1 protein-coding gene is annotated in these 1776 nt (G+C 41.9%); it reads right to left on the reverse strand.

What is annotated here, in order from left to right:
• Positions 1 to 188: 188 nt before the first annotated feature.
• Entirely contained in the window at positions 189 to 1166 is a 978-nt protein-coding gene (locus F6K52_RS35910; RefSeq protein WP_293089932.1) for a D-glycerate dehydrogenase, read from the reverse strand.
• Positions 1167 to 1776: the final 610 nt, after the last annotated feature.

Below are 1776 nucleotides of genomic sequence, written 5' to 3' on the forward strand. Positions count from 1 at the left end.
CAGAGGTGTGTGTTTCCGTTTTGAGCTTGGATGTTAGGGTATTTAGTCTTGAGGGTATCGAAGAACCTCTCTCGCAGACTAGGGCGACTAGAGGGTTTTGCTTGGATATTTGAAATAGCTGATTGGATGTTTTTTTTTGGATCCATATTAAGTCTCCTTAAATTAGAACTGAAGGAAACTGATTTATTTTAATACACTTGTGGATTCAAACAATGGGGTAATGGCTTACCCAAAAGTCCAGCAATAAGATTATTCACCGCCATCGTAGCCATTTGCGATCGCGTTTGATAAGTTGCACTGCCAATGTGAGGAGTAATGATCAGATTATCCAAGGTCAACAACGGACTATCCATGGGAATGGGCTCTGGTTTAGTTACGTCCAGAGCAGCCGCAGCGATTTGACCATTCCTCAGAGCTTGGTAAAGTGCTTCTGCATCTACGATTGCTCCTCGTGCCGTGTTGATCATGATCGCTGAGGATTTCATCAGCTCAAACTGGGGAGTACTAAATAAATGGTAGGTTTCTTCAGACAGAGCAGTGTGAATGGTAATAAAGTCTGATTCCCTTAGCAGCACGTCGAATTCAGCATACTTTACACCAAGGGATTGTTCTAATTCTGAGTCCCGTCGATGCCGACTGTAATAAAGAATTTCCATATCAAACCCTCGCCCACGACGAGTAACAGCTTGACCAATGCGTCCAAAGCCAACAATTCCTAAAGTAGCACCGCTGATGTTTGGTCCCAGTAATAAGGTGGGTTCCCAAGTCTGCCAATGACCAGCACGTACAAATTGGTCTGCTTCAATCACTCGCCGTGCTGTTGCCATTAGTAATGTCCAGGCTAAGTCAGCTGTAGCCTCAGTCAGAACACCAGGAGTATGACCAATGGGGATACCCCGGATGGTGGCAGCAGAGATATCAATGTTGTCGTAACCTACTGCTAATTGGCTGATTACCTTCAGGGATGGTGCAGCTTCGATTATTTGCTTGTCAATGGAATCTGTCAGTAGGCACAGTAAGCCATCGATTTCTTTAACTTTGTTGAGCAATACCTCGTAGGGAGGCGGTTGACGCTCTGGCCAGATTTCCACATTGGCGATTTGGTGGAGTTGTTCGAGTCTGGTATCAGGAAGGCGGCGAGTTATGAAGACTTTGGGTTGAGACATGGGGTGGGTCAGTGCTGAGTGGTTTAGTGCTTAGTATTGAGTATTTTAGTATAGGAAGGCAACTAAAAAGATAAATTAATGGGTCATAATTTACCATGGTGATTCTCCTTAGTTAGACCTGGCTGATGGCATTTTAGCCAAACTAGAATTCCCCACACCAAACCTGTCAGCTTATAGTGTGAGGGCGCAAGTGATGGTGCAAGGGAAGCGTTATAAAAATACCCCAAAAATGACTATAAAATCTTATTTTTTTAACTCTATATAATGATTGATTTTATTCCTTGCCACTCAAGGTTTTATGCATAATTATTGAACTTTGGATCAGGTAAATTTGGAGTAATTATTTTTAGATTATACTGTTTTTATTAATACATTTTTTAGCCTCTTTATTCTACTTCCTATAAAGACTTTACTCTGATTTGATGGGATACAGCAGTTGGCCTGGTTGCTGGCCATGGTAAATTGCATAAAAAGAAGGTTTATCCCACATTCCGCAGGTGCGATCACATAATGTTGTATTTTTGACTGAAGTCCTCCCGTTCATTTGTACTACTATACTAGTTAAAGTCTATCCCCATAAGGGATATAATGATTGAACCCAAAAATTGTG

It is taken from the genome of Moorena sp. SIO3H5 (genome assembly GCF_010692395.1).
Taxonomy (GTDB): Bacteria; Cyanobacteriota; Cyanobacteriia; order Cyanobacteriales; family Coleofasciculaceae; genus Moorena.